At 36.3% G+C, this 7,201-nt stretch carries 7 protein-coding genes; 6 read left to right on the top strand and 1 reads right to left on the bottom strand.

Annotated elements, in window-relative coordinates:
* Positions 1 to 31 precede the first annotated feature (31 nt).
* Positions 32 to 1,315, bottom strand: a complete 1,284-nt coding sequence (gene fahA / locus A3SG_RS0116875) for a fumarylacetoacetase (protein WP_016991181.1) — start codon at positions 1,313 to 1,315, stop codon at positions 32 to 34.
* A 107-nt stretch (positions 1,316 to 1,422) separates the two neighbouring features.
* Here fahA and glyA point away from each other — a divergent pair, with 107 nt between their 5' ends.
* The 6 genes from glyA (at position 1,423) to A3SG_RS0116845 (ending at position 7,149) form a co-directional block, all read left to right on the top strand.
* Complete coding sequence (gene glyA, locus A3SG_RS0116870; RefSeq protein ID WP_016991180.1) at positions 1,423 to 2,697, top strand: serine hydroxymethyltransferase; 1,275 nt, start codon at positions 1,423 to 1,425, stop codon at positions 2,695 to 2,697.
* A gap of 126 nt (positions 2,698 to 2,823) precedes the next feature.
* Positions 2,824 to 3,417 (top strand): tRNA-(ms[2]io[6]A)-hydroxylase, encoded by a 594-nt coding sequence (locus tag A3SG_RS0116865; protein WP_016991179.1) that lies wholly within the window; start codon positions 2,824 to 2,826, stop codon positions 3,415 to 3,417.
* Between the two features lie 69 nt (positions 3,418 to 3,486).
* Positions 3,487 to 3,984, top strand: coding sequence for a GNAT family N-acetyltransferase (locus A3SG_RS0116860; RefSeq protein ID WP_016991178.1), 498 nt, complete (start codon positions 3,487 to 3,489; stop codon positions 3,982 to 3,984).
* Between the two features lie 137 nt (positions 3,985 to 4,121).
* Positions 4,122 to 5,213 carry an efflux RND transporter periplasmic adaptor subunit gene (locus tag A3SG_RS0116855; protein ID WP_016991177.1) on the top strand — a complete coding sequence of 364 codons (1,092 nt, stop codon included), beginning with the start codon at positions 4,122 to 4,124 and terminating at the stop codon, positions 5,211 to 5,213.
* Positions 5,210 to 6,466, top strand: coding sequence for an ABC transporter permease (locus A3SG_RS0116850; RefSeq protein WP_016991176.1), 1,257 nt, complete (start codon positions 5,210 to 5,212; stop codon positions 6,464 to 6,466). The genes A3SG_RS0116855 and A3SG_RS0116850 overlap by 4 nt, the downstream gene beginning before the upstream one ends.
* A gap of 2 nt (positions 6,467 to 6,468) precedes the next feature.
* Entirely contained in the window at positions 6,469 to 7,149 is a 681-nt protein-coding gene (locus A3SG_RS0116845) for an ABC transporter ATP-binding protein (protein WP_016991175.1), read from the top strand.
* Positions 7,150 to 7,201: the final 52 nt, after the last annotated feature.

Genomic DNA, 7,201 nt, shown 5'->3' with positions numbered 1-7,201 from the left:
CTTTTTTATGACCCTTTAATTTAGTTGCAAACTACTTCCTTACAAAAGGAGCTAATAGTTTAGTGGAAACTTCTCCAAAACCAATTCGTACCTGTCCGTTTTGACAGAACCCTTTCATGATTACAGTATCGTTATCATTAATGAATTTACGCTCTGTTCCATCACTTAACTTTATAGGGTTTTTTCCACCCCAAGTCAATTCAAGCATAGAGCCATAACCTTCTGGTGTAGGTCCTGAAATCGTTCCCGATCCCATCATGTCGCCAGAATTAACACGACAGCCGTTTGAAGTATGGTGTGTCAATTGCTGATTCATGGTCCAGTACATGTATTTAAAATTAGAGTTGCTCACAATCGTAGGTTCTGCATTTTCCGGTTTGATGGCTGCTTCCAAATGGATATCGAAGGAATGTTTCCCTTTTTGTTGTAAATAGGGGAGTGGACTTGGATCTTGTTTTGGGCTGGGAACTCTGAAAGGTTCCAGCGCATCCATAGTAACAATCCAAGGTGATATCGATGATGCAAAACTTTTTGCCAAGAAGGGTCCTAGTGGCACATATTCCCATTTTTGAATGTCTCGAGCGCTCCAGTCATTCAATAAAACCATTCCGAAAATATAGTCTTCCGCTTCATTGATAGGAATCATTTCCCCCATCACATTCGCATCAGTCGTGATAAAGGCGGTTTCCAATTCAAAATCAATTAAACGGGAAGGCCCAAAAACGGGTGTGGTTTCACCAGCAGGTAATGTTTGACCAATAGGTCTGTGTACCGGAATACCTGAAGGAATTATAGTGGAACTTCTACCATGATATCCCACGGGAATGTGAAGCCAATTAGGCAATAAAGCATTCTCTGGATCACGAAACATTTTTCCTACATTAGTTGCGTGTTCTTTGCTGGAATAGAAGTCAGTATAGTCTCCTATAAGAACAGGCAACTGCATTTCTACTTCATCTATATTGAAAATAATGATATCTCTATGTTTCGCAGTGTCTCTCAACTTAGGGTTGTTTTCATCGAAGATATCAGCAATACGATTTCTTACTAATCGCCAAGTTTTTTTACCATCTGATATGAAGTCATTTAAAGTGTCCTGCATGAACATATCGTCAGTCAATTCAATGCCTTCAAAGTAATTTAATTGCTGTAAAGCTCCTAAATCTATAGCGAAATCGCCAATTCTTGTGCCCACAGTTACCACATTTTCTTTAGTCAGAAAAACGCCGAAAGGAATATTTTGAATTGGAAAATCACTTTTTTCTGGTACTTCTAACCATGATTTTCTTTTGGTGTCGTTGGCTGTTATTGACATAATTTGTTAATTGTTTTGTTGAAAATTATACTTCAAATATATTATAATCTAACAGTTTCACAAACGTTTTTTCGTATTTTTGCTGTAAATTAACTAAAAACAACGAAATGCAACGCGACAAACAAATTTTCGACCTTATTCTAGAAGAACAAGAAAGACAAATACACGGATTAGAATTAATTGCTTCAGAGAATTTTGCAAGTGATGAGGTAATGGAAGCAGCTGGTTCTGTTTTGACCAATAAATATGCGGAAGGATATCCCGGAAAAAGATACTACGGAGGCTGCGAAGTAGTGGATGTTGTGGAGCAAATTGCCATTGATAGAGCTAAAGAATTGTTTGGTGCTGAATATGCCAATGTGCAACCGCATTCCGGTTCACAGGCTAACACAGCCGTTTTCTTTGCTTGCCTGAAGCCGGGAGACAAAATTCTTGGTTTTGATTTGTCCCATGGTGGACATTTAACACACGGTTCTCCTGTAAATTTTTCAGGGCGTTTATACAGCCCTTCTTTTTATGGTGTTGAACGTGAAACGGGACGTTTAGACTATGATAAAATTCAAGAAATAGCGATAAAAGAACAGCCTAAAATGATCATTGCAGGAGCCTCAGCTTATTCTCGTGATATGGATTTTGAACGTTTTAGAGTAATTGCAGACAGTGTTGGCGCTATTTTATTAGCTGACATTTCGCATCCTTCAGGTTTGATTGCTAAAGGATTGCTTAATGACCCAATTCCTCATTGTCATATCGTTACGACTACTACGCACAAAACATTGCGTGGACCTCGTGGAGGGTTAATTATGATGGGTAAAGATTTTCCTAATCCATTTGGTTTAACAACTCCAAAAGGAGAGGTCAGAATGATGTCCTCACTTTTAGACCTAGCTGTTTTTCCTGGTAATCAAGGAGGCCCTTTAATGCATATCATTGCCGCAAAAGCAGTTGCCTTTGGTGAAGCTTTGCAAGATGAATTCTTTACATACGCTTTACAATTGCAAAAAAATGCCAAAGCCATGGCGGAAGCTTTCGTAAAAAGAGGGTACGATATCATTTCTGGAGGTACAGACAACCACATGATGTTGATTGATTTAAGAAACAAAGGGATTTCTGGGAAAGATGCTGAAAATGCACTAGTAAAAGCAGAAATTACTGTTAATAAAAATATGGTTCCATTTGATGATAAGTCACCATTTGTAACTTCTGGTATTCGTGTTGGAACTCCAGCTATCACTACTCGTGGATTAGTCGAGGAAGACATGGACGCGATCGTTGACTTAATCGACAGGGTGATTATGGATCACACAAATGAAGCGGTTATAGAACAAGTCGCTAATGAAGTTAACGAAATGATGAGCGAAAGAGCTATTTTTGTTTTCTAAAATAAAATAAGTGATACCGTTTTTAAAGTCGAAAGTCGAAATTGTAATTTTGACTTTCGGCTTTTTCTTTATTCTTTATTCTTTATTCTTTTCAATTTTTGACTTTTTAACTTTAAGACTATAAAAATGGGTGTATTAAGATTGCAATTGCCAACGGATCCTAGATGGGTAAACATTGTTGAAAAAAACATCGAGGAAATCTTGACGGATCATGCTTGGTGCGAGCAAAAAGCGGCCACTAATGCGATTACTATTATCACTAATAATTCAGAGCATCAAGATTTAGTTCAGGATCTTTTGGCTTTGGCCAAAGAAGAAATTGATCATTTTGAGCAGGTACACAATATCATCATTAAGCGCGGATTGAAATTAGGGCGTGAGCGCAAAGATCATTATGTGAATGAGTTGTATTTGTACATGAAAAAAAACAGCAATGGAAGTAGAGTTTCCAGTTTGGTAGAAAGGTTGCTTTTTTCGGCGATGATTGAAGCCAGGAGCTGTGAGCGTTTTAAAGTGCTATCAGAGAATATTCAGGATGAAGAATTAGCTGTGTTTTACAGGGACTTAATGGAAAGTGAAGCCGGACATTATACCACTTTTATTACTTATGCCAGAAAATACGGAATAGGGATAGATGTCGAAAAACGCTGGCGGGAATGGATTGAATTTGAAGCTTCAGTCATCGAGAATTATGGTAAAAATGAAACTATTCACGGGTAAACTATAGTTACCATTTTTTAGTTTACAGTCTTAGATTTCTATTCTCTATTTTATAACCTCTAACCTCACATGATTACAATAAGAGTAGCCAATTCCAACGATGTCAAAACAATTCAAGAAATTGCCTATAAAACATGGCCTGATGTATATGGGGAAATTCTTTCTGCGACGCAACTAGATTATATGTTAAAAGCCTTTTATTCTAAAGAGGTATTGCTGGATAATATGCTCCATAAAGGGCATCATTTTATTTTAGCTTCCGAGGGAACTATGTGTCTTGGTTTTGCTTCCTTTCAGCATGATTATTTAGATGATAAAGTTACACGTTTGCATAAAATATATTTACTTCCCGAAGCGCAAGGAAAAGGGATAGGAAGGCTATTGATTGATGCTGTCGTAGGTTATGCGAAAGAGAATAATTCAAAGGTGCTATCCTTGAATGTAAATCGATTCAATAAGGCAGTGACCTTTTATCAAAAACTGGGCTTTGAAATTGTTGGAAAAGAAGATATAGAATTGGATCACGGCTATTTAATGGAAGATTACAAGTTGGAAAAACAATTGTAATTAATTCTTAGCAAGCGTAATTTGAGCAAAACAGTCAGGTTATTCTTTTTTAAATTCCGTCTTTCTAGGTTGATTTTCAGAAAAAAGAGGTAAATTTAAGTGTTTATTCGTCACTTATTCTTATTAAATCGATTTAGATGAAATTTACAAACTATACTTTATTGGCTGTTTTATTTTTAGTGCTATCCTGTTCGAAAAATAGTGAGGGAATAAAACCCACTGTCGGTACGGTAACCGAAAGTGTATATGCATCAGGAATCATTAAAGCAGATGATCAGTATACCGTTTACTCCACCGTAAATGGTATTTTACAAAAAATAAAAGTTGCCGCGGGACAATCCATAAGTCAGGGGCAATTGCTTTTTGAACTAGAAAGCGAAAAAGCCGAGTTAAATACCGAAAATGCCAGATTAGCGTACCAGCTAAGTCAAGGAAATAGCCGTTACATCAAAGATAAGATTGCGGAGATGGAGTTGAAAGTGCAATCGGCAAAGGATAAGCTCACCCTTGATGAATCCATTTATAACAGAAATAAGAAAATCAGGTCGCTTGAAGGGATCTCAGAAGTTGATTTTGAAGGGGTCGAACTGGCTTTTAAAAGTTCAAAACTCAATTATGAGTCGGCCAAAAAACAATTGGCACAACTCAAAGTACAATTGAAGAATGACCAAGATCGCAATAATATCAATCTTAAATACAGCCAAAATACCCAAAGTGATTTTAGTATTAAAAGTGCGTTAGCCGGACAATTGTATGATGTCTTGGTTGATGAAGGTACCTTAGTTACCACTCAGACTCCTCTTGCGATAGTCGGTAAGGCAAATTCATTCATATTAGAACTTGAAGTGGATGAGAATGATATGGTTCGCGTGGCTTTGGGACAGAAAGCGTTAGTTACGATGGATAGTTATAAAGGAGAAGTTTTTGAAGCGATCGTCGATAAAATATATCCCATTATGGATGCCCGTTCCCGTACCTTTAAAATTGAAGCACACTTTCTAAAAGTACCGGAAAAACTATATCCGAACCTAACCGCCGAAGCGAATATCATTATTAAAACAAAAGAAAATACCATCACTATTCCTAAGAGTTATTTAGTGGACAATGAATATGTCATCGTGAATAATGATGAGAAAAGGAAAGTGAAAACGGGCTTGAGTGATTACCAAAAGGTGGAGATTTTAGAAGGATTGAAAAAGGATGAAACCATTTATATGCCGAAACAGTGAATTATAAACTGATTTTAAATATCGCTTTTCATTTGCTTAGAGCCCGACTTAAACAAACTATAGTTGCTGCTGTGGGGGTCACCTTTGGTATTGCTATGTTTATCGCTCTAGTCAGCTTTATGAGCGGATTGAATGAAATGCTGGATGGCTTAATGCTTAACAGAACCCCTCATGTTCTTTTGTATAATGAAGTGAAACCATCTGAAAATCAACCTTTAGCTTTGTCCGCTGACTATAAACAGAACACTAATTTCATTCGTTCCATAAAACCAAAAGACAGAGGGAAATCGATATACAACAGCATGTCAATCATTAAAACTTTAAAGGAGGACAAACGCATTATTGATGTGGCGCCAAAGGTGACTGCCTCCGTTTTATTTAACTCAGGAACGATTGAAATTTCAGGTTTTGTAAATGGAATAGATATTATTGCAGAGGATAAGCTTTTTAAAATCAGTGATTACATAAGTGAGGGGAAAGTGACGGATTTAAGTCAGAACAACAGTATTATTATTGGAAAGGGACTGTCTGACAAAATGTTACTTTCGAAAGGAGATATTATAAAAATATCAACTTCCACTGGCAATCTAGCTTCCTTAAAAATAGTGGGGATTTCTGAAATAGGAATTGCCGAAATTGACAATGTGATGAGTTATACCTCATTGGCCACAGCCCAAAAACTATTAGGTCAGCCTAAAAACTATATTACGGATATTCAGATTAATCTTTATGATAAAGAATCGGCTGTGGACCTGGCTAAAGAGTTTCATGTGGCCTTCAATTTGGATGCAATGGATTATCAAACCGCTAATTCGCAGTTTGAAACGGGTAGTACAGTGCGAAGTATTATTTCCTATTCGGTGGGAATCGTTTTGCTTATTGTTGCTGGTTTTGGAATTTACAACATATTGAATATGATGATTTATGAAAAAATGGATAGTATTGCCATTCTTAAAGCCACTGGTTTTTCTGGTAACGACGTAAAATGGATTTTCATATCATTGTCGATAATTATTGGTTTGACAGGAGGTATTTTTGGATTGGTTTTCGGTTATGTTTTTTCTTCTATTATTGATGTTATCCCTTTTGAAACGACTTCTTTACCCACCGTTAAAACATATCCAATTGATTATAATATAGTGTATTATAGTATCGGAATAACATTTGCGCTTTTTACGACAATTATTTCAGGTTTATTTCCAGCTTTAAAAGCAAGTAAAGTAGATCCGATAGAAATTATTAGAGGGAAATAGGTATGGAAAATAATAAAGTGATAGAAACCATAGGTTTAACAAAGTATTTCTATAATCCTGTAAAATTTCAGGTAATTAAGAGTATCGACCTAAGCATTAATCATGGCGAGTTTGTTTCCATAGAGGGACGTTCTGGCTGTGGAAAATCAACCTTGTTATATTTACTTTCAACTATGGATACAGATTATGAAGGACAAGTATTGATTCATAACGAGCTAGTTACGGGGCAACCGGATATTAATTTGGCAAGAATTCGAAACGAAAAAATTGGTTTTGTTTTTCAATTTCATTATTTGTTGTCAGAATATGATGTGTTGGGTAACGTAATACTTCCTGGCTTAAAATTAGGTAAGTATTCCAAAGAAGAATTAGAACACCGTGCGATGGGACATTTGAAAACATTGGGTATAGAAAAACACGCAACAAAAAAGACCAATCAGTTGAGTGGCGGTGAGAAGCAGCGGGTCGCGATAGCAAGAGCCCTTATAAACGATCCTTTAATCATAATGGGAGATGAGCCCACTGGAAATTTAGACAAGAAAAATGGAGACGTTGTTTTTGATATCTTTAAGACATTAACACAAGAGTTTAACCAGACAATATTAATTGTTACGCATGATATTGATTTTGCCAGTAAAACGGATAGAATAATAACCATGGAAGATGGCAGGATCATTTCGTAGACAAAGGGAGTGCTTTTTCTTTTTCTAACTAATTTAAATATAAAAGAGACTT

The sequence above is a fragment of the Flavobacterium sp. ACAM 123 genome (assembly GCF_000264055.1).
GTDB lineage: Bacteria > Bacteroidota > Bacteroidia > Flavobacteriales > Flavobacteriaceae > Flavobacterium.
This window is presented reverse-complemented; position numbering and strand designations above follow the sequence as displayed.

Bases quoted from the DNA above. Each gene is read 5' to 3' on its own strand.
- fahA (WP_016991181.1), bottom strand. From the start codon at position 1,315: ATGTCAATAACAGCCAACGACACCAAAAGAAAATCATGGTTAGAAGTA.
- A3SG_RS0116860 (WP_016991178.1), top strand. From the start codon at position 3,487: ATGATTACAATAAGAGTAGCCAATTCCAACGATGTCAAAACAATTCAA.
- A3SG_RS0116845 (WP_016991175.1), top strand. From the start codon at position 6,469: ATGGAAAATAATAAAGTGATAGAAACCATAGGTTTAACAAAGTATTTC.
- A3SG_RS0116865 (WP_016991179.1), top strand. From the start codon at position 2,824: ATGGGTGTATTAAGATTGCAATTGCCAACGGATCCTAGATGGGTAAAC.
- glyA (WP_016991180.1), top strand. From the start codon at position 1,423: ATGCAACGCGACAAACAAATTTTCGACCTTATTCTAGAAGAACAAGAA.
- A3SG_RS0116855 (WP_016991177.1), top strand. From the start codon at position 4,122: ATGAAATTTACAAACTATACTTTATTGGCTGTTTTATTTTTAGTGCTA.